This is a genomic window from Pseudomonas sp. NPDC087358, from assembly GCF_044900785.1.
GTDB lineage: Bacteria > Pseudomonadota > Gammaproteobacteria > Pseudomonadales > Pseudomonadaceae > Aquipseudomonas.
The window spans coordinates 23,722-42,670 of sequence record NZ_JBJDOA010000013.1 but is presented as its reverse complement, the minus strand read 5'-3'; the positions used below and the strand labels follow the sequence as shown (position 1 = coordinate 42,670).

Annotated in this window: 19 protein-coding genes; 7 read left to right on the top strand and 12 right to left on the bottom strand. The window is 62.4% G+C overall.

The window, feature by feature from the left end; genetic code table 11:
* Window positions 1-45 precede the first annotated feature (45 nt).
* Complete coding sequence (locus ACI2KS_RS24460) at window positions 46-1,830, top strand: IlvD/Edd family dehydratase (protein WP_404623588.1); 1,785 nt, start codon at window positions 46-48, stop codon at window positions 1,828-1,830.
* Between the two features lie 135 nt (window positions 1,831-1,965).
* Here ACI2KS_RS24460 and ACI2KS_RS24455 read toward each other — a convergent pair whose 3' ends face one another.
* Entirely contained in the window at window positions 1,966-2,871 is a 906-nt protein-coding gene (locus ACI2KS_RS24455; RefSeq protein ID WP_404623587.1) for a LysR substrate-binding domain-containing protein, read from the bottom strand.
* Between the two features lie 131 nt (window positions 2,872-3,002).
* Between ACI2KS_RS24455 and ACI2KS_RS24450 the strand changes: the two genes are divergently transcribed.
* From ACI2KS_RS24450 to ACI2KS_RS24425, 6 genes are all read left to right on the top strand, one after another.
* Entirely contained in the window at window positions 3,003-4,010 is a 1,008-nt protein-coding gene (locus ACI2KS_RS24450; protein ID WP_404623586.1) for a zinc-binding alcohol dehydrogenase family protein, read from the top strand.
* 110 nt (window positions 4,011-4,120) lie between these two features.
* The gene (gene nfsB / locus ACI2KS_RS24445) at window positions 4,121-4,774 is read left to right on the top strand and encodes an oxygen-insensitive NAD(P)H nitroreductase (protein ID WP_404623585.1); all 654 of its coding nucleotides are present in this window, start codon (window positions 4,121-4,123) and stop codon (window positions 4,772-4,774) included.
* A 241-nt stretch (window positions 4,775-5,015) separates the two neighbouring features.
* On the top strand, window positions 5,016-5,258 hold the full coding sequence (locus ACI2KS_RS24440) for an exodeoxyribonuclease VII small subunit (RefSeq protein WP_404623584.1): 243 nt from the start codon (window positions 5,016-5,018) through the stop codon (window positions 5,256-5,258).
* On the top strand, window positions 5,255-6,142 hold the full coding sequence (ispA, locus tag ACI2KS_RS24435; protein ID WP_404623583.1) for a (2E,6E)-farnesyl diphosphate synthase: 888 nt from the start codon (window positions 5,255-5,257) through the stop codon (window positions 6,140-6,142). The genes ACI2KS_RS24440 and ispA overlap by 4 nt, the downstream gene beginning before the upstream one ends.
* Before the next feature lie 238 nt (window positions 6,143-6,380).
* Window positions 6,381-8,273, top strand: coding sequence for a 1-deoxy-D-xylulose-5-phosphate synthase (gene dxs, locus ACI2KS_RS24430; protein WP_404623582.1), 1,893 nt, complete (start codon window positions 6,381-6,383; stop codon window positions 8,271-8,273).
* Window positions 8,274-8,430: 157 nt separating this feature from the next.
* The gene (locus tag ACI2KS_RS24425; protein ID WP_404623581.1) at window positions 8,431-10,314 is read left to right on the top strand and encodes a TonB-dependent receptor plug domain-containing protein; all 1,884 of its coding nucleotides are present in this window, start codon (window positions 8,431-8,433) and stop codon (window positions 10,312-10,314) included.
* 110 nt (window positions 10,315-10,424) lie between these two features.
* On the opposite strand, the gene ACI2KS_RS24420 is transcribed toward ACI2KS_RS24425, so the two are convergent.
* The 11 genes from ACI2KS_RS24420 to nrdR form a co-directional block, all read right to left on the bottom strand.
* Window positions 10,425-11,222 (bottom strand): cobalamin-binding protein, encoded by a 798-nt coding sequence (locus ACI2KS_RS24420; RefSeq protein WP_404623580.1) that lies wholly within the window; start codon window positions 11,220-11,222, stop codon window positions 10,425-10,427.
* Between the two features lie 85 nt (window positions 11,223-11,307).
* Window positions 11,308-11,925 carry a GTP cyclohydrolase II gene (ribA, locus tag ACI2KS_RS24415; protein WP_404623579.1) on the bottom strand — a complete coding sequence of 206 codons (618 nt, stop codon included), beginning with the start codon at window positions 11,923-11,925 and terminating at the stop codon, window positions 11,308-11,310.
* A 111-nt stretch (window positions 11,926-12,036) separates the two neighbouring features.
* Window positions 12,037-12,828, bottom strand: a complete 792-nt coding sequence (locus ACI2KS_RS24410) for an ABC transporter substrate-binding protein (RefSeq protein WP_404623578.1) — start codon at window positions 12,826-12,828, stop codon at window positions 12,037-12,039.
* A 10-nt stretch (window positions 12,829-12,838) separates the two neighbouring features.
* Complete coding sequence (locus ACI2KS_RS24405; RefSeq protein WP_404623577.1) at window positions 12,839-13,348, bottom strand: phosphatidylglycerophosphatase A; 510 nt, start codon at window positions 13,346-13,348, stop codon at window positions 12,839-12,841.
* Window positions 13,345-14,310: a thiamine-phosphate kinase gene (gene thiL, locus ACI2KS_RS24400; RefSeq protein ID WP_404623681.1), complete on the bottom strand. Its 966-nt coding sequence runs from the start codon at window positions 14,308-14,310 to the stop codon at window positions 13,345-13,347. The genes ACI2KS_RS24405 and thiL overlap by 4 nt, the downstream gene beginning before the upstream one ends.
* A 37-nt stretch (window positions 14,311-14,347) precedes the next feature.
* Complete coding sequence (gene nusB, locus ACI2KS_RS24395; protein ID WP_404623576.1) at window positions 14,348-14,848, bottom strand: transcription antitermination factor NusB; 501 nt, start codon at window positions 14,846-14,848, stop codon at window positions 14,348-14,350.
* The gene (gene ribE / locus ACI2KS_RS24390) at window positions 14,845-15,321 is read right to left on the bottom strand and encodes a 6,7-dimethyl-8-ribityllumazine synthase (protein ID WP_404623575.1); all 477 of its coding nucleotides are present in this window, start codon (window positions 15,319-15,321) and stop codon (window positions 14,845-14,847) included. The genes nusB and ribE overlap by 4 nt, the downstream gene beginning before the upstream one ends.
* A 147-nt stretch (window positions 15,322-15,468) precedes the next feature.
* Window positions 15,469-16,560, bottom strand: a complete 1,092-nt coding sequence (gene ribBA / locus ACI2KS_RS24385) for a bifunctional 3,4-dihydroxy-2-butanone-4-phosphate synthase/GTP cyclohydrolase II (RefSeq protein ID WP_404623574.1) — start codon at window positions 16,558-16,560, stop codon at window positions 15,469-15,471.
* Window positions 16,561-16,577: 17 nt separating this feature from the next.
* The gene (locus ACI2KS_RS24380) at window positions 16,578-17,249 is read right to left on the bottom strand and encodes a riboflavin synthase (protein ID WP_404623573.1); all 672 of its coding nucleotides are present in this window, start codon (window positions 17,247-17,249) and stop codon (window positions 16,578-16,580) included.
* Between the two features lie 46 nt (window positions 17,250-17,295).
* Window positions 17,296-18,435 (bottom strand): bifunctional diaminohydroxyphosphoribosylaminopyrimidine deaminase/5-amino-6-(5-phosphoribosylamino)uracil reductase RibD, encoded by a 1,140-nt coding sequence (gene ribD / locus ACI2KS_RS24375; protein WP_404623572.1) that lies wholly within the window; start codon window positions 18,433-18,435, stop codon window positions 17,296-17,298.
* 2 nt (window positions 18,436-18,437) lie between these two features.
* On the bottom strand, window positions 18,438-18,902 hold the full coding sequence (gene nrdR / locus ACI2KS_RS24370; RefSeq protein ID WP_165869747.1) for a transcriptional regulator NrdR: 465 nt from the start codon (window positions 18,900-18,902) through the stop codon (window positions 18,438-18,440).
* Window positions 18,903-18,949: the final 47 nt, after the last annotated feature.

Here is an 18,949-nt window from a genome sequence, read left to right as displayed (position 1 = left end):
GCGGACATTACCTTCCACATCACAACTACAAGAGAGACCCGAACCATGTCCGATACGCCCAAACGCCGCCTGCGCAGTCAGCAATGGTTCGATGATCCCGAGCACGCCGACATGACCGCGCTCTACGTCGAGCGCTACATGAACTACGGCCTTACGCGAGAGGAGCTGCAGTCCGGGCGTCCGATCATCGGCATCGCCCAGACTGGCAGCGATCTGGCTCCGTGCAACCGTCATCACATCGAATTGGCGCAACGGGTCAAGGCCGGGATTCGTGACGCAGGCGGGATTCCAATGGAGTTTCCGGTGCACCCGATGGCCGAGCAGACCCGTCGTCCAACCGCCGCGCTGGACCGTAATCTGGCGTACCTGGGCCTGGTGGAAATTCTTCACGGCTACCCGCTCGACGGCGTGGTGCTGACCACCGGTTGCGACAAAACCACCCCGGCGTGTCTGATGGCCGCCGCGACCACCGACCTGCCCGCCATCGTGTTGTCCGGCGGGCCGATGCTCGATGGCCGGCACAAGGGCGAGTTGATCGGTTCCGGCACGGTGCTCTGGCACGCGCGTAACCTGCTGGCGGCGGGAGAGATCAATTACGAAGGCTTCATGGAGATGACCACGGCCGCCTCGCCGTCGGTGGGTCATTGCAACACCATGGGCACGGCACTGTCGATGAATGCGCTGGCCGAGGCGCTGGGCATGTCATTGCCCGGTTGCGCGAGTATCCCGGCGGCCTATCGAGAGCGCGGTCAAATGGCCTACATGACCGGAAAACGCATCTGCGACCTAGTGCGCGACGATGTGCGTCCGTCGCAGATCATGACCCGTGAAGCCTTCGAAAACGCCATCGCCGTGGCCTCGGCGCTGGGTGCATCGAGCAACTGTCCGCCGCACCTGATCGCCATCGCCAGGCACATGGGCGTCGAACTGAGTCTGGAGGATTGGCAGCGCATCGGCGAAGACGTGCCGTTGCTGGTCAACTGCATGCCGGCCGGCAAATACCTGGGCGAAGGGTTCCACCGGGCCGGCGGCGTGCCCGCCGTGATGCATGAATTGCAACAGGCCGGAAAGCTGCATGAGGAGTGTGGATCGGTGTCGGGCAAGACCATAGGCGAGATCGTGCGCAATGCCGTGGCCCAGGATACCGACGTGATCCGCCCCTACGACGACCCGCTCAAGCATCGAGCCGGATTCATCGTGCTCAGCGGCAATTTCTTCGACAGCGCCATCATGAAGATGTCGGTGGTCGGCGAGGCATTCCGCAAGACTTATCTGTCCGAGCCGGGCGCGGAAAACAGCTTCGAGGCGCGGGCGATTGTGTTCGAAGGGCCTGAGGACTACCACGCACGGATCAACGACCCGTCACTGGAGATCGACGAGCGCTGCATTCTGGTGATTCGCGGCGCGGGCACGGTGGGTTATCCGGGTAGCGCCGAGGTGGTGAACATGGCGCCACCGGCCACGTTGATCAAACAGGGAATCGACTCGCTGCCGTGCCTGGGCGATGGACGTCAAAGCGGTACTTCGGCCAGCCCGTCGATTCTCAATATGTCGCCGGAAGCGGCGGTCGGTGGTGGTCTGGCGCTGTTGAAAACCAATGACCGGCTGCGGGTCGACCTGAACAATCGCAGCGTCAATGTGTTAGTCAGCGATGAGGAAATGGCCGAGCGTCGTGCGCAATTCGAACCGAAGATGCCCGCGTCGCAAACGCCATGGCAGGAGCTGTACCGCCAGCTGGTCGGGCAGTTATCCACAGGCGGCTGCCTGGAGCCGGCAACCTTGCATTTGCGGGTGATTGCACGCAGCGGCGAGCCCAGGCATTCGCATTGACGGGGCTACCAGGCTTGTACGCGAAGTCGCTGTAGGAGTGAGCTTGCTCGCGATAGCAGGGTGTCAGTCAATGCCTGGGATCTGACACACCGCTATCGCGAGCAAGCGCACTCCTACAGGTGTCCGCATCCAGGATCACAACAACGTCGGCAACCCCTGCTCCATCTCCAAAAACCGGCTCTTGAGCAGTGAATGCAACTGTTGCACCGCCGGCGAAAACTGCTTGCGGTGCGGGTACACCAGGTTCAGCGGAGCGGGCTCGCCGGGGTAATCCGGCAACAGCAACTCCAGACGCCCGGCGAGCACATCGTCCCGCACATCGACCCATGACTTGTAGGCGATACCCTCACCGGCCACGGCCCAGCGCCGTACCAGATCAGCATCATCGGTGAGCAGCGGGCCGGACACCGTGAACACCCGCCCGCCTACCGGCCACTTGTCATAGACCCGGCCACTGAGGATGTACAACAGACAGTCATGGCGCAGCAGGTCGTCCGACGTCAGCGGCCTGCCCTTGCGCGCCAGATAGTCCGGCGAGGCCACCAGCACCCGGCGATTCCACGGCGCAAGCGGCATGGCGATGTAGCTGGCGTCCTCGATCACACCGCTGCGAATCGCTACGTCCACCGGGTCGCGAAACATGTCGGCCAGCTGATCGGAAACGAACAGGCGCAAGTTCAGCGCCGGATGCTGTCGGCGAAACCCGGTGAGCCACTCCAGCATCACGTTGCGCCCCAGATCCGAGGGCATCGCCACTTGCAACGTGCCCTGCAACTCGGCGCTCTCGCGGCGCAGTTTTTCCCGCCCATCCTTCAGGGCATCGAGCACGGTCCGGGCGGTCGGCAGATACTGCTCACCTTCAGCAGTCAGGCGCAGGCTGCGAGTCGAGCGGGCAAACAGACGAATATCCAGCTCGCGCTCCAGGCGCTTGATGGCCGCCGCCACTTGCCCGGGCAGCAGATCAACCTCGCGCGCAGCATTGGAAAAACTGCCCAGTGCTGCTGTCCGAACGAACAGGGCCAGATCATCGATGCGGATCATTTTCACTCCAGCTGTGAAAGTGTTGGCGCATTGTGCAGGTTTTTCTTGTTGATGGAGAAGAACAAGATAGGCCCATGTTTCAGAAGCCAAATTTCAGACATACGCCTTCATCCATTCATAGAGAGAACGCCATGAAAGCCATCGCCTTTACCCAACACGGTCTGCCGATTGAAGACCCCAATTCGCTGATGGACATGGACCTGCCCAAACCGACACCGGGGCCGCGCGATCTGCTGGTAGAAGTGCGCGCCATTTCGGTAAACCCGGTGGATAGCAAAATCCGCGCAGGCTCAGCGGCAACCGAACCCAAGGTGGTGGGCTGGGACGCCGTTGGTGTCGTGCGCCAGACCGGCAGCCAGGTGACGCTGTTCAAGGCTGGCGATGAGGTGTTTTACGCCGGCTCCATCGCCCGCCCCGGCAGCTACAGCGAATTCCATCTGGTGGACGAGCGCATCGTCGGCCACAAACCAAAATCCATCGACGACGCCCACGCGGCAGCGCTGCCACTGACCTCAATCACCGCCTGGGAGTTGTTGTTTGATCGCCTGGGCGTGCGCGAAGGCGGGGGTGAAGGCGACAGCCTGCTGATCATCGGCGCAGGCGGCGGCGTGGGTTCGATACTGGTGCAGTTGGCCCGCCAGCTGACCAGATTGACGGTAATCGGCACGGCTTCGCGCCCTGAAACCCGAGAATGGGTGAGCCAGCTGGGTGCGCACCATGTGATCGATCACAGCCAGCCGCTGGTGGAACAGCTGGAAAAGCTCGGCGTTGGCCAGGTGAGCCATGTCGCCAGCCTCACCCACACCGACAGCTACTTTGCGCAACTGATCGAAGCGCTGCGCCCACACGGCAAACTGGCGTTGATCGACGACCCGAAAGTGCTCGACGTGGTGCCGATGAAACGCAAGGCCCTGTCGTTGCACTGGGAACTGATGTTCACCCGCTCGCTGTTTGAAACAGCGGACATGATCGCTCAGCACCAGTTGCTGAACCGGGTTTCGACGCTGATCGACGAAGGCGTGCTGAAAACCACGCTGGGCGAGCATCTGGGCACCATCAACGCTGCAAACCTGCGCCGCGCCCATGCGGTGATCGAAAGCGGAAAGGCCCGCGGCAAGATCGTGCTCGAAGGTTTCTGACCCGGCCCTGACTGTTCAGCCAACGTGGCGCATGTGAAGATCGCGCCGCGCTGGCAGCGGCTCGCCCAAGAGTCGTGACCCACCCCTGTTTTTTCATTCGGAGAATCACCGTGCAACTCACCGCACTCGCCAAATCGCGCTACACCACCAAGGCCTACGACAACAGCCGCAAGATCTCGCAGGAAACCATCGACACCCTGCTCGACCAGCTGCGCCACAGCCCATCGTCGGTCAATTCGCAGCCATGGCATTTCGTCGTCGCCTCGGATGAACAAGGCAAGGCGCGCGTGGCCAAGGGTGCTGAAGGCGGCTTCGTCTACAACGAGGCGAAGATGCTCCAGGCATCCCACGTGGTCGTGTTGTGCACCCGTACCGAGATGACCGAAGAGCACCTGCAAGCGGTGCTGGCGCAGGAACAACTCGATGGCCGTTTCCCGAACGCGGACGCCAGGGTCGGCCAGGACAACAGCCGCCGCGGCTACGTGAATCTGCACAAGCATGACCAGAAGGATTTGCAGCACTGGATGGAGAAGCAGACCTACCTGGCCTTGGGCACCTTGCTGCTGGGCGCGGCGTCCCTGGGGCTGGATGCAACGCCGATGGAAGGCTTCGATTTCAGGAAGCTCGACGCTGAACTGGGCCTGCGCGACAAGGGTTTCACCAGCCTGGTGGTGGTCTCGCTCGGCTATCGCAGCGAAACCGACTTCAACGCCAAACTGCCGAAATCGCGCCTGCCAGCGCAGACGCTGTTCACCTTTCTCTGATCGCAGCCTGAGCGGATCGGCAGGCGCATGATTTATCGGTCCGCACGATCCCTGTAGGCGTGAGCTTGCTCGCGATGGCTGAGTGCCAGACACGTAATCATTGGCTTAAAGACCGCCATCGCGAGCAAGCTCGCTCCTACAATTGCGGCGCAATGCCCTACCCGCCCGGCACCTGTCATTTGCCCCAATGCCATCGCTCTGCTAGTGTCGCGCCGGTTTAACGTCTACCAGGATAGCCGCCATGGCCCGCAAGAAAGCTGCACTGGATTTCGAACAGTCCCTCACTGATTTGCAAACGCTGGTAGAGCATCTGGAGAACGGTGAGCTGTCGCTGGAAGATTCATTGACCGCCTTCGAACAAGGTATCCGCCTGACCCGTGAGTGCCAGAGCGCGCTGGCTCAAGCCGAACAGAAGGTGCAAGTATTGCTGGAACGCGATGGCGAACTGGCCGAGGAAGCCTTCGACGCGGAACAGCCGGAATGATCGCCGAATATCAGGCCCTCAGTCAGGCGCGCGTCAATGCGGCGCTGGACAGCCTGTTCGATCCGCCCGCCCCGGAGTTGACCCGCCTTTACGCCGCCATGCGCTACAGCGTCACCAATGGTGGCAAACGCGTGCGCCCGCTGCTGGTGTATGCCGCCTGCGAGGCCCTGGGCGGTAATGCCGGGCAGGCCAATGGCGCTGCCTGCGCGGTGGAGCTGATCCACGCCTATTCGCTGGTTCACGACGATTTGCCGGCCATGGACGACGATGACCTGCGTCGCGGCCTGCCGACCACGCACAAGGCGTTTGACGAAGCCTGCGCGATCCTTGCCGGGGATGGCCTGCAGAGTCTGGCCTTCAGCGTGCTGACTGACAGCAAGCTGACCCCGCAGGATGCCGAGACCCGCCTGAAAATGCTCGCCACCCTGGCGCACGCCGCAGGGCCTGCCGGAATGGTCGGCGGGCAGGCGATCGACCTCGGCTCGGTGGGCTTGAAGCTCGACCAGACAGCGCTGGCGTTCATGCACCGGCACAAGACCGGCGCGCTCATCGAAGCCAGCGTCAGACTTGGCGCGCTGGCGAGCGGTCATGCCAGCCAGAACCAGCTCAATGCCCTGCAGATCTACGCCCGCGCGGTCGGCCTGGCCTTCCAGGTGCAGGACGACATCCTCGACGTCGAAAGCGATACCGCAACCCTGGGCAAACGCCAGGGCGCCGATATCGCCCGCGACAAGCCGACCTACCCGGCACTGCTGGGCCTCGAAGAAGCGAAGCATTACGCACTGGAGCTGCGCGACCAGGCGCTGGTCGCGCTGCGACCTTTCGACGCGGCCGCCGAGCCTCTACGGGCACTGGCGCAATACATCGTCGAACGCCGCAACTGACTTTCCCCGCTATACCCGTCGACACGCTCAGCAAAAACGGCCCGGCAGGCGCCAATCCTGCCGCAGCGCGGCTTGCCGACGGTAGCAATCTTGCACGTCAGGGCCGTCAAGCCGTCCCGCTGCAGAGCAATGTTTCGTTCGACCCGCGCTGATTTGAGCATCCATTGGCTGCAGTTCGTGGGCAGCTTGCGATGCATCAGGTAAACTGCCGCCTCTTTTACTCATAACGATTCGCCTGATGCCCACGACGTTCAAAGAGATTCCCCGCGAGCGCCCGTCCACGCCACTGCTCGACACGGCAGCGACGCCGGACGGCCTGCGCCGGTTAGGTGAAGCAGAGCTCGAAGCCCTGGCGGATGAACTGCGCCTGGAGCTGCTCTATACCGTTGGCCAGACCGGTGGACACTTCGGTGCCGGCCTTGGCGTGATCGAGCTGACCGTTGCCCTGCATTACGTCTTCGATACCCCCGACGACCGACTGGTCTGGGACGTTGGCCATCAAGCGTATCCGCACAAGATCCTTACCGGTCGCCGCGAGAAGATGTCGACCCTGCGCCAGAAAGGCGGCGTGGCGGCATTCCCGCGTCGCAGCGAGAGCCCGTACGACACCTTCGGCGTCGGCCACTCCAGCACCTCGATCAGCGCCGCGCTGGGCATGGCCATTGCTTCACGCCTGCAAGGCAGCGAGCGCAAATCGATTGCCGTGATCGGCGACGGTGCGCTGACGGCCGGCATGGCCTTCGAGGCGTTGAACCACGCCCCAGAGGTCAACGCCGACATGCTGGTGATTCTCAACGACAACGACATGTCGATCTCGCGCAACGTCGGCGGCCTGTCGAACTATCTGGCGAAGATCCTCTCGAGCCGCACCTACGCGAGCATGCGCGAAGGCAGCAAGAAAGTGCTGTCGCGTCTGCCCGGCGCCTGGGAAATCGCCCGCCGCACCGAAGAATACGCCAAAGGCATGCTGGTCCCCGGCACGCTGTTCGAAGAGCTGGGCTGGAACTACATCGGCCCTATCGACGGCCACGATCTGCCGACCCTGATCGCCACCCTGCGCAACATGCGTGACCTCAAGGGGCCGCAGTTCCTGCACGTGGTCACCAAGAAGGGCAAGGGTTTCGCCCCGGCCGAGGTCGACCCGATCGGCTATCACGCCATCACCAAGCTGGACGCGCTCAACGCACCGGTTGCCGCGCCGAAAAAGGCCAGCGGTCCGAAGTACTCTGGCGTGTTCGGCCAATGGCTGTGCGACATGGCCGAGGCCGACGAGCGTCTGGTCGGTATTACCCCGGCGATGAAAGAAGGCTCCGATCTGGTCGCCTTCAGTGAGCGCTTCCCCGAGCGTTACTTCGACGTCGCCATTGCCGAGCAGCATGCGGTGACCCTGGCGGCAGGCATGGCCTGTGAAGGCGCCAAGCCGGTGGTGGCGATTTATTCGACTTTCCTGCAACGCGGCTACGACCAGCTGATTCACGACGTAGCGGTGCAGAATCTGGACGTGCTGTTCGCCATCGACCGCGCAGGTCTGGTGGGCGAAGACGGACCGACCCACGCTGGCAGCTACGATCTGTCGTACCTGCGCTGTATCCCCGGCATGCTGGTGATGACGCCCAGTGACGAGAACGAACTGCGCAGGATGCTCAGCACCGGCTACCTGTTCAATGGCCCGGCCGCTGTGCGTTACCCACGGGGTACCGGCCCGAACGCGGTCATCGAGAGCAATCTTGAGCCTCTTGAGATCGGCAAGGGTATCGTCCGCCGCCAGGGCAGCAAGGTCGCCATGCTGGTGTTTGGCGTGCAACTGGCCGATGCGCTGGTCGTGGCTGACAGGATCGATGCCACAGTGGTCGACATGCGCTTCGTCAAACCCCTCGATGAAGCACTGGTGCGTGAAATGGCTACCAGCCACGAGCTGCTGGTGACCATCGAGGAAAACGCCATCATGGGCGGTGCCGGCGCGGCGGTCAGCGAGTTCCTGGCGCGGGAGAGCATTCTCAAGTCCGTGCTTCATCTGGGCCTGCCGGATGTCTACGTCGAGCACGCCAAACCTGCGCAGATGCTGGCCGAATGCGGGCTGGATGCCGACGGAATCGAAGCGTCGATCAACCAGCGTTTGCTGAAGATCTGATACGCCGCCCCCCATCCTGTAATGATCGTTCCCACGCTCTGCGTGGGAATGCATCCGGTGACGCGCTGCGTCACATCGCACTGGACGCAGAGCGTCCGGGTCGGCGTTACCGCGCGGAGCGTGGGAACGATCCTTGAAACATGTAATGATCAAAAACATGACCCTTTCTCGCTTCGCGCTTGCCCTCTCCATGCTGCCCACGGCCCAGGCCTTCGCCGACCTCCCCGATCGCGAACAGGCGTTGAAACTGCCCGATGTGCTGATTAGCGCCAATCGACAGGTCGAGCAGCGCGATACCAGCACGGCGGCCAACACAGTCTTCACCCGCGCCGACATCGAGCGCCTGCAACCGACCAGTGTCACCGACCTGCTCACTCGCGTGCCAGGCGTGCAGGTGGCGCCCAGCGGTGGGCGCGGCAGTCTGCCGGGCATCTACATTCGCGGGACCAAGGCCGCGCAGACGTTGGTGCTGGTCGACGGCCAACGCATCGCCAACGCCACCTCCGCAGACAGCGCCTTGCAGTTTCTCGACGTCGAGCAGATCGAACGGGTGGAAGTGCTGCGCGGCTCGCGCTCGGTCATTTATGGGGCAGACGCCATCGGCGGGGTGATCCAGATCTTCACCCGTCGCGGGGTCGAACAAGGCCTGCAAGCACGACTGCACACCGGGTTCGGCAACCGCGACACCTGGCAACAGAGCCTCGGGTTGTCAGGCGGTGACCAGCAGACCCATTTCAACCTCAGCACCAGCCTGGACGAAACCGCCGGCATCGACCGTACCGGCCCCTCCTTCGCCAGCGATGACGACCACGACGCCTACCGCAACAAGTCGCTGAGCCTGAACCTCAGCCACTGGCTGAACGACGAGGTGGAAATCGGTTTCAACGCGCTGGATAACAAAGGCAAGACCGAGTTTGACAACCCGTTCGGCCTGTTCGACCCGGGCACGTTCAACAGCGTTGGCCAGCAGCAATACAGTGATTTCCAGCTCAGCAGCCTGGGTACGTACTTCGACGCACGTATCAATCAGACCTGGAAAACCCGTCTGGAACTGGGCCACAGCGAAAACCGCGAGAAGACTTTCGACAAGCTCAGCGACGATCGCTACGTGTTCAATACTTACCGCGATTCGATCAACTGGCAGAACGACCTGACCCTGGACGAGCGCAACAGCCTGATGCTTGGTGGCGACTGGTACGAGGATCGGGTCAACAGCAGCACAGTGTTCGACGAAGACAGCCGCTGGAATCGTGCCGCGTTCATTCAGCATCGTTTCAAGGGCGATGGGTTCTCCACTGAACTGGGCCTTCGGCATGACCAGAACCAGCAATTCGGCAGCCAGAACACCTGGAGCGGCACGCTCACCGTGCCGGTCAACGACACCAACGATGTGTTGCTCTCCTACAGCGAAGGCTTCCGCGCGCCGACCTTCAACGATCTGTATTACCAAGGCTTCAGCAACCCCAATCTCAAGCCCGAACACTCCAAGAGCTATGAGCTGCAATGGCGCAGCCGCCTGAGCGAGACCAGCAGGCTGGAAGCATCGCTGTATCGCACCGACCTTAAAGACGCGATTGCACTGGACAGCAACTTCAGTCCGCAGAACATCGGCTCGGCACGGATCAACGGTCTTGAGGCATCACTTGAGCAGCAGGTATTGGGCTGGACCGGCAAACTCGGCGCCTCGATCATCGACCCGCGTGACCGCGACACCGGGCACACACTCAACCGCCGGGCACGTCGCACCGTCAATCTGGATCTGGACCGCCAGTTCGATCGTCTTGGCGTCGGCGCCAGCTGGCAGGCGGTCAGCGATAGCTACAACGACGAGGCCAATACTCAGTCTATTGGCGGCTATGCGCTGTTCGGCCTGCGCAGCAGCTGGAAGGCCAGTGACGAGGTCAAGCTGGAGTTCAAGCTGGATAACGCCCTGGACAAACGTTACAGCCGCACGTTGTACAGTTTTGACGGCAGCCATTACGGGTATCGGGAAGAAGGCCGGACGTGGATGTTCGGCGTGACCTGGACGCCGGAGCTCTGAGTGTAGGCGTGACCTTGCTCGCAATCGCGGTGTATCTGTGCCGATGGTATGTCTGACACAGCGCTATCGCGAGCAAGCGAAGGCCTACAGGTTGTTGGGGCTTGTCTCGATCAGCGATCTGGCGAAAGGCTTTCGCACAGCCTGGCCACCGCCTCCAGCATCTGCCCGCTGGCGCGTTCCAGGCCTTTGTCCGGTACTGCAAGCAAACGCCCTGATTTCACGGCCTGGAGCTGCGGCCAGGTTTGCCAGCCTTTTAGCAACGTCGCATGACTTGCCAGAATCACCTCAGGGTCACGCTGCATCACCGCCTCGAGACTGACCTGCGGCGCAGGCTGGCTGAGGTCGGCGAACGCGTTGCGCGCGCCACACACCGTCAGCGCATCGCTGATGATCTGCCCGCCGCCGACCGTATACAGCGGCTGGTCCCACACCTGATAAAACACGCTGAGGGGGGCCTGCCGGTAATAGCGCTGACGAAGCTGGGTCAACCGTTGCCGGAATTCGTCTGCCACCGCGCGCCCATGTTCGCCACGGTCCAGCCGCTGGCCAATCTGCTCGATCTGATCGGCCAGTTGCTCCAGCGTATGCGGCTCGGCGGTGAAGGTGGGGATGTTCAAACGCTGTAACTGATCGCGCTGGGCAGCACTGACACTGCCCGGCCATAGCAGGAGCAGATCGGGCTGCAGACTGAGCAATCGCTCCATCTGCAGCTGCCCGTAACGTCCCACGGAAGGCAGGTCAGCAACCTCGCCCGGCCGCTCTCCGCCATCGAGCACACCGACCAGCAGATCGGCTGCACCGAGTTCAATGACGATTTCAGTCAGCGAAGGCGCCAGGCTGATGACACGCGGCGCGGCGCTGGCCTGCCAAGTGGCAACCAGCAGCACACAGGCGATCAGCTGGCGCATCAGACCAGAGGACGAGGGACGCAACGGACATGGCGGGATAGCGCCAACACCGCGGCCGACACATACCGGCGCAGGTTGCCGGTTGTCACGCCGGGTCGACCTCGCTCTGGTGCTCGTTGCCCATCATGTGCCCGAGCTTGCCGGCCTTGGTCGCCAGATACAGCTTGTTGTGCGGGTTGTGGCCGGTGTGCAAAGGCACGCGCTCGGCCACGGTGATGCCCATGTCGGTCAAGGCTTTGACCTTGCGCGGGTTGTTGGTCATCAGGCGCAGGGATTTCACGCCCAGATGTTCCAGCATCGGCAGACAGATGCCGTAATCGCGCTGATCGGCGGCAAAACCCAGACGCTCGTTCGCCTCGACGGTATCGGCGCCACCATCCTGCAACTCGTACGCACGGATCTTGTTCATCAAGCCGATGCCGCGGCCTTCCTGACGCAGGTACAACAGCACGCCTCGGCCTTCGGAGGCAATGGCGCGCAGAGCCGCCTCCAGTTGCGAGCCGCAATCGCAGCGCTGGCTGAACAGGGCATCGCCGGTCAGGCATTCGGAATGCACGCGCCCCAGAACCGGGGCGCCGTCCGAGACATCGCCAAGACTGAGGACGACGTGCTCGCGACCGGTTTCCTGCTCGAGGAAGCCGTTCATTTTGAAAGTGGCAAAAGGGGTAGGCAGCTTGGAAGCCGCGACAAATACGACGGGCACCGTGTGCTCCTGATCAGTATGAGGACTGTAAATTGGCAAGGCGGCATTGTAACAGCAGGTTCCGGCAGACGCTTAGGCTGAATTGTCGGGCATTCAGATCAGGATGTTTGATCATTGCCGGGCGCCAGACTTGCCGGGACCATCGCCTGAGCCGAACGGATAGGGCTGATGCCAGCGCGCGAAGATGGGTCGCAGCTTACCGGAACGTACCAACTGCTCCATGCGCTGATCGAACACATCACGCAGCACGCGGCCTCGCGGGTTATCTGCAAAGCTCAGGAACAACGGGATCGCCATCAGATAAGTCGTGCGAAAACGTTGTGGCTCCTTGCCTTGACCGAGGATGAAATCCACTTCCGGTTTGGCGTCGATGTACAGGTCGGCGCGGGCATGATCGAGCATCGACAGGATGTGGTCGCGGCGAGCGACTTCATTGAAGTGGGCGACATTGGGCAGGTAACGCTGAAACTCATAACCTCGAACCCAGGCCAGATGATAACTGCCCAGGGTTTTCAGGGTCGGGGCCGGATTGGACGCCAGCCCCAAGGCGTAGATTTCGTCGTTGTCGTAGTGCCACTTGGGGTAGAGGGTCCCCTGGACTTCGTTCTCGTAAGCACCGACCCAGGCGTCCGCCTCACCGCGCTGCACCAGACCGACCGCACGGGTATAGGGTTCGGTACGGGCCTGGACCTTGATGCCGGCAGGCTGAAACACTTCGCGCATCAGGTCCCAGCCCAGGCCGCTTCCATCCGCTTCGGTGTAGGCATTCCAGTGCTCGCTGACCAGAACGATGTCGGTCGGCTTGTCGGACAACGCCCCGGCACAAGCCTGTTCCCGGGCAACCGTCAGGCCCACCGACAGCAGCACCAGGCCAAGCAGCCATCTCAAACCCACGCGGCCCATGACTTGCTTCCTATATCACTCCCCATACCCAGACTAGACCCTGCATCGCCAACCAGGCAAAAACCCCGGCCAGGACATCGTCGAGCATGATGCCGACGCCGCCGTGCACGTGTTTGTCGATCCAGTGGATGGGCCACGGCTTGAGGATGTCGAAGAAACGGAACACCAGAAAGCCCACCAGCAACCAGACCCAGCCTTCCGGGACCAGCCACAGGGTTATCCACATGCCGACCATTTCGTCCCAGACGATGCCTTCGTGGTCGTGCACGCGCAGATCGTCCGCCACCTTGCCGCACAGCCAGAAGCCGAACAGCATGGTGATGCCCAGCATCAGCCAGTAGCCCCAGTCCGGCAGCATCTGCCACAGCGGGATGAACGGTATGGCAACCATGGAGCCCCAGGTTCCGGGCGCCTTGGGCAGCGTGCCGGAGCCGAAGCCGAACGCCAGGAAATGCCAGGGGTTGGTCCATACCGACGGCGGAACGTTCTCCGCCGGGACCTGATTAGGATGGTCTGTCACCGTGTCTCCCGAAAATGTTGGTAACCCCGAGTCGACGGAGTGACGTCCTGCCCTTGCTCATCGATCAGCACCACGCCCTGCCCTTCGACCGCGCGGCCGATCACGCAAACCGGCCATCCCTCGCCGAGCAGCTCAGCGAGTAATGATGGCGGCAGGGTGAAGGCCAGTCTGTAGTCATCGCCGCCGCTGAGCGCTGCATCGAGCGCCGCCTCAGGACCGAAAAACGCCAGCAGCGGGTCAGACATCGGCACCTTGTCGCGCTCCACCAGCAAGCGTACGCCTGATGCCAGTGCGATATGCCCACAGTCCGCCAGCAAGCCGTCGGAGATATCCAGGGCCGATGTGGCTTTGCCGCGCAATGCCTGACCCAGGGCCAACTGCGGTTGCGGCGACCAGTAGCGCGCCAGCAGGGCCTGTGTGGTAGACGCCTCGGTGCTGCGCTGGTTCAACACCAGCGGCAAGGCACCGGCAGCGTCGCCCAGCGGACCACCGACACACAGCAGATCCCCCGGCCTTGCGCCGCCGCGGGTCAGCGCCAGGCCGGCGGGCACCGAGCCGAATACGCTCAGGGTCAGGCTCAACGGCCCGCGCGTGGTGTCGCCGCCGATCAAGCGCATTGCGCAACCCTGGGCCATTTCGTTCAAACCGCGGGCGAACGCCTGCAGCCAGTGCGCCGATACGTCCGGCAAGGTCAGGGCAAGGGTGAATGCAAGGGGTTTGGCGCCCATCGCTGCCAGATCGCTGGCCGAGACGCCGAGGGCACGCTGGCCCAGCAGGAAAGGATCGCAGCCATCGGGGAAATGCACCCCGGCGACCAGCGTGTCGGTGGATATCGCCAGCTGTTCGCCAGCCGCCACCGCGAGCAGGGCGCAGTCGTCACCGATGCCCAATGCAACGCCTTCGCCTGGCTGCGCACAGGGCGCAGCGGCGAAGTAGTTGCGAATCAGCTCGAACTCGCCCATGGCATGCAACACTCAGGTTCTGGAAGAATCCAGAGCCTTAGCGCTTGTACGCCTTCACTTCGGCTTCGCGCAGACGCGGAGCCAGCTTGTCGAGCACGCCGTTGACGAACTTGTGGCCGTCGGTCGAGCCGTAGACTTTCGCCAGCTCGATGCCTTCGTTGATGACCACGCGGTACGGTACGTCGACACGCTCGAGCAGTTCCCAGGTAGACAGGCGCAATACCGCCAGCTCAACCGGATCCAGCTCTTCAATGGTCAGGTCCAGACAAGGCGCCAGCGCCGCGTCGATTTTGTCGAGATTGGCCGGGACGCCGTGCAGGATGTCGTGGAAATAGCTGGCGTCGACGGTGGTGAAGTCGTTGTCGACGCGGAACTGTGCTTCGATCTCGTTCAGCGCCTGACCAGCCATATGGCGTTGGTACAGGGCTTGAGTCGCCATCTGGCGGGCGGCACGACGCTTTTCGCTCTTCGAGGGTTTGCCAGCGTCCGCTGCACGTGGATCGCGCGGGTTGAACTGATCGCTTTCGTCGTTAATCACTTGGCCTCCAACTGCGCCAACAGGCTGACCATCTCGATGGCGGACAGTGCAGCTTCAGCGCCTTTGTTACCGGCTTTGGTGCCGGAACGTTCGATAGCTTGTTCGATGGAATCGACAGTCAGTACGCCAAAGGCAACCGGCACGCCGAACTCCATGGAGACCTGAGCCAGGCCTTTGGTGCATTCACCGGCAACGTATTCGAAGTGCGGGGTGCCGCCACGAATCACCGCGCCCAGGGCGATGATCGCTGCGAACTCGCTGCGCTGAGCGACTTTCTGCACAACCAGCGGGATTTCGAATGCGCCCGGTGCGCGGATGATGGTGATGTCGCTTTCGCTCACGCCATGGCGAACCAGGGCATCAACGGCACCGCTCACCAGGCTTTCCACTACGAAGCTGTTGAAGCGGCCAACCACCAGGGCATAGCGACCTTGGGGGGCGATGAAGGTACCTTCGATGGTCTTCAGGGTCATTCGGCTGAGTCTCGTGTTCTCGTATTAAAGAGCAAGCAAGCGCGCATCAAGGGCGCGCTTGCAGGGATTTTAGGCCACGAATTGGCGACCGCAGGCACGAAACCGGTGAAAAGCTGCAAGCTTTCACGGCCCATGACCTACCAGTCTTTATTCGGAGGGCACGTATTCTACAACTTCCAGATCGAAACCGGATATCGCGTTGAACTTCATTGGCGAACTGAGCAGGCGCATTTTACGTACACCCAGGTCGCGAAGGATCTGCGAACCGGCACCAACCGTGCTGTAAGTGGTCGGTGTCTTGACCGGTGTGGCACCTGCGGTTTCGCGTACATGAGCGAGCACGGCATCGCCATCGAGCGGGTGACCGAGCAGCAGCACCACGCCGCTGCCGGCCTCTGCCACGGCGCTCATGGCGGCGCGCAGGCTCCAGCGGCCGGGCTGTTTGACCATCAGCAGGTCGCGCAGCGGGTCCATGTTATGAACCCGTACCAGGGTCGGTTCTTCTGCGCAGATCTTGCCCAGGGTCAGTGCCAGATGGACGTCACCCTCGACCGAATCACGGTAGGTCACCAGGTTGAACTGCCCCAGTTCGCTGTCCAGAGGCTGCTCGGCAATCCGCTGAACGGTACGTTCGTGGATCATCCGATAGTGGATCAGGTCGGCAATGGTGCCGATCTTGATGTTGTGCTCGGCGGCAAAGGCTTCGAGTTCTGCACGGCGAGACATGGTGCCGTCGTCGTTCATCACCTCGCAGATCACGCCAGTGGGCTCGAAACCCGCCATGCGCGCCAGATCGCACGCAGCTTCGGTGTGACCCGCACGGGACAGCGTGCCGCCGGCCTGGGCCATCAACGGAAAGATGTGGCCGGGGCTGACGATGTCGTCGGCCTTGGCCTCTTTGGCGGCTGCGGCCTGCACCGTGCGTGCGCGGTCAGCAGCGGAGATACCGGTGGTCACACCTTCAGCGGCTTCGATGGAAACCGTGAATTTGGTGCCGAACCCCGAACCGTTGCGCGGTGCCATCAGCGGCAGTTTCAACGTCTCGCAGCGCTCGCGGGTCATCGGCATGCAGATCAGGCCACGGGCGTAACGCGCCATGAAGTTGATGTGTTCGGCCTTGACGCACTCGGAGGCCATGATCAGATCGCCTTCGTTTTCGCGGTCTTCGTCATCCATGAGGATGACCATCTTGCCTTGGCGGATGTCTTCAACCAGTTCTTCGATGCTGTTGAGCGCCACGCGGCACCCCCTTCAATTCAGGATTTTAGGTAGCCGTTGGCGGCCAGAAAGCTTTCGCTGATGGTGCCGCCCTGGGCAGGTGTCGGGTCGGCGGCCTTGTCACCGAGCAGCAAGCGCTCCAGATAACGCGCCAATAGATCCACTTCCAGATTGATCTTACGGCCAGGACGGTAGTCGCCCATGATGGTCTCGGCCAGGGTATGCGGCACGATGGTCAGCTCGAACTCGGCGCCGTTGACGGCGTTCACGGTCAGGCTGGTGCCGTCGACAGTGATCGAGCCCTTGTGCGAGATGTACTTGGCCAACTCACGCGGGGCGCGCATGCGGAACTGGATCGCACGGGCGTTTTCTTCGCGTGACAATACCTCGCCGACGCCGTCGACGTGACCGCTGACCAGATGGCCGCCCAGGCGGGTGGTCGGGGTCAGGGCTTTTTCCAGATTGATGCGGCTGCCGGTCTTCAGATCGACGAAGGCCGTGACGTCGAGGGTTTCGCGGCTGACGTCGGCCCAGAAGCCGTCGCCGGGCAGCTCGACGGCGGTCAGGCACACGCCGTTGACGGCGATGCTGTCACCGAGCTTGACGTCAGAGAGGTCGAGTTTGCCGGTCTCTACATAAACGCGGACATCGCCGCCTTTAGGGGTGATGGCGCGGATGCTGCCGATGGATTCGATAATGCCGGTAAACATGGGTCCTCCAGGAGAACAGGGCCAGCGTTGAGACGATGGCCGAAAATTATACGCTTGCGCCGGGCGTTGGTATCGCAATGACTCGCCAGTCATTGCCGACGGCGCGCATTTCAATGATCTTGAGCTCGAATGCTTCGTTCATTTGCGCCAGCGGCAGGTCCAGCAACGGACGCGCCGAGGAGCCCATGAATTTGCCGGCGACGAAAATCTGGAACTCATCCACCAGGCCCAGGCGGGTGAACGCACCTGCGAGTTTCGGCCCTGCCTCGACCAATACGTCATTGACGCCCCGGGCGGCGAGTTCGACCAGTAGCTTGCGCAAGTCAACGTGACCACCGGTGCTGGCCAACGCCAGCATTTCATGACCTTCGTCGTGATAGCGCTCGCGTGCCGACGCCGCCGCGCAGGTCACCACAAGCGCACTGCCAGCCTTGAAAAACGGCGCATCCAGCGGCACTCGCAGGCGACCATCGATCAATACCCGTAGAGGCGGTCGGGTCACCGCCAGCGCGGTCAGCTCGGCATTGAGGCCCAGTTCGTCCGGGCGCACGGTCAGCCGCGCATCGTCAGCCAGCACGGTGTCAGCGCCCGTCAGCACTACGCTCGATTGCGCGCGCAGGCGTTGCACCGCCGAACGTGCCTGGGGGCCGGTAATCCACTGGCTTTCGCCGCTGGCCATGGCCGTGCGACCGTCCAGGCTCATCGCCAGCTTCACCCGCACATACGGCAGGCCGTGCTCCATGCGCTTGAGGAACCCCTTGTTGATCGCCCGCGCCTCGCCTTCGAGCACGCCACTCTGCACTGCGATGCCTGCGCTCATCAGGCGCAACAGACCGCGACCGGCGACATCGGGATTGGGGTCCTGCATGGCGGCAACGACACGGCCGACACCGGCATTGACCAGTGCATCGGCGCAAGGCGGGGTGCGCCCATGATGACTGCAGGGTTCGAGGGTCACATAAGCGGTGGCGCCGCGGGCCTTGTCGCCGGCCTGACGCAGGGCATGGACTTCGGCGTGGGGCTCGCCCGCGCGAACGTGCCAGCCTTCGCCAACGACCTGGCCATCACGCACGATCACGCAGCCAACCCTGGGATTGGGGTGGGTCGAGTAGACGCCCTTGCGCGCCAGTTCCAGCGCCCGCGCCATGTAAAAGGCGTCGAGCACGCTTTGCTCTGTGGAGGACATGCTCACTCTTTAACCGGCTCGCGAGCCAGTCGGTCGATTTCTTCGCGGAATTCGTTGAGGTCCTGAAACCGCCGATACACCGAAGCAAAGCGGATATAAGCCACTTCGTCGAGTTTTTGCAGCTCGCCCATCACCAGCTCGCCGACGATCAGGGATTTGACCTCGCGCTCGCCAGTCGCACGCAGCTTGCTCTTGATATGCGCCAGGGCCGCTTCCAGCCGCTCGACGCTGACCGGACGCTTCTCCAGCGCACGCTGCATGCCGGCGCGCAGTTTTTCTTCATCGAAGGGCTGACGGCTGCCGTCTTGCTTGATCAGCCGGGGCAGGACCAGTTCTGCGGTTTCGAACGTGGTGAAACGTTCGCCGCAAGCGACGCATTCACGGCGGCGGCGAACCTGATCGCCTTCGGCGACAAGGCGCGAGTCAATGACTTTGGTGTCGTTGGCACCGCAAAAGGGACAGTGCATGGTGGCAGGCAACAAAAAATGGGAGGGCCATGGTAGCGCATCCCGCT

Excerpts from the sequence above, each read along its gene's own strand:
- ACI2KS_RS24460 (WP_404623588.1), top strand. The coding sequence starts at position 46 with ATGTCCGATACGCCCAAACGCCGCCTGCGCAGTCAGCAATGGTTCGAT.
- ACI2KS_RS24455 (WP_404623587.1), bottom strand. The coding sequence starts at position 2,871 with ATGATCCGCATCGATGATCTGGCCCTGTTCGTTCGGACAGCAGCACTG.
- ACI2KS_RS24450 (WP_404623586.1), top strand. The coding sequence starts at position 3,003 with ATGAAAGCCATCGCCTTTACCCAACACGGTCTGCCGATTGAAGACCCC.
- ACI2KS_RS24440 (WP_404623584.1), top strand. The coding sequence starts at position 5,016 with ATGGCCCGCAAGAAAGCTGCACTGGATTTCGAACAGTCCCTCACTGAT.
- ispA (WP_404623583.1), top strand. The coding sequence starts at position 5,255 with ATGATCGCCGAATATCAGGCCCTCAGTCAGGCGCGCGTCAATGCGGCG.
- dxs (WP_404623582.1), top strand. The coding sequence starts at position 6,381 with ATGCCCACGACGTTCAAAGAGATTCCCCGCGAGCGCCCGTCCACGCCA.
- ACI2KS_RS24425 (WP_404623581.1), top strand. The coding sequence starts at position 8,431 with ATGACCCTTTCTCGCTTCGCGCTTGCCCTCTCCATGCTGCCCACGGCC.
- ACI2KS_RS24420 (WP_404623580.1), bottom strand. The coding sequence starts at position 11,222 with ATGCGCCAGCTGATCGCCTGTGTGCTGCTGGTTGCCACTTGGCAGGCC.
- ACI2KS_RS24410 (WP_404623578.1), bottom strand. The coding sequence starts at position 12,828 with ATGGGCCGCGTGGGTTTGAGATGGCTGCTTGGCCTGGTGCTGCTGTCG.
- thiL (WP_404623681.1), bottom strand. The coding sequence starts at position 14,310 with ATGGGCGAGTTCGAGCTGATTCGCAACTACTTCGCCGCTGCGCCCTGT.
- ribE (WP_404623575.1), bottom strand. The coding sequence starts at position 15,321 with ATGACCCTGAAGACCATCGAAGGTACCTTCATCGCCCCCCAAGGTCGC.
- ACI2KS_RS24380 (WP_404623573.1), bottom strand. The coding sequence starts at position 17,249 with ATGTTTACCGGCATTATCGAATCCATCGGCAGCATCCGCGCCATCACC.
- ribD (WP_404623572.1), bottom strand. The coding sequence starts at position 18,435 with ATGTCCTCCACAGAGCAAAGCGTGCTCGACGCCTTTTACATGGCGCGG.
- nrdR (WP_165869747.1), bottom strand. The coding sequence starts at position 18,902 with ATGCACTGTCCCTTTTGCGGTGCCAACGACACCAAAGTCATTGACTCG.